At 56.1% G+C, this 528-nt stretch carries 1 rRNA gene; it reads right to left on the bottom strand.

The features are described from left to right. Window positions 1-528, bottom strand: a 23S ribosomal RNA gene (locus EFBL_RS20095); the annotation flags it as partial.

Here is a 528-nt window from a genome sequence, read left to right as displayed (position 1 = left end):
CTCCCACCTATCCTGTACATGATGTACCCATCTCCCATATCAAGCTGCAGTCAAGCTCCACGGGGTCTTTCCGTCTTGCCGCGGGTAACCTGCATCTTCACAGGTATTACAATTTCACCGGGTCTCTCGTTGAGACAGCGCCCAAGTCGTTACGCCATTCGTGCGGGTCAGAACTTACCTGACAAGGAATTTCGCTACCTTAGGACCGTTATAGTTACGGCCGCCGTTTACTGGGGCTTCGGTTCAAAGCTTCGCATCCGAAGACACTTACCTCTCCCCTTAACCTTCCAGCACCGGGCAGGCGTCAGCCCCTATACGTCGCCTTTCGGCTTAGCAGAGACCTGTGTTTTTGCTAAACAGTCGCTTGGGCCTTTTCACTGCGGCTCCCTCGGGCTCATCACCCTACCGGAGCGCCCCTTCTCCCGAAGTTACGGGGCCATTTTGCCGAGTTCCTTAACGAGAGTTCTCCCGAGCACCTGAGGATTCTCTCCTCGCCTACCTGTGTCGGTTTGCGGTACGGGCACCGGC

The sequence above is a fragment of the Effusibacillus lacus genome (assembly GCF_002335525.1).
GTDB classification, from domain to species: Bacteria; Bacillota; Bacilli; order Tumebacillales; family Effusibacillaceae; genus Effusibacillus; species Effusibacillus lacus.
This window is presented reverse-complemented; position numbering and strand designations above follow the sequence as displayed.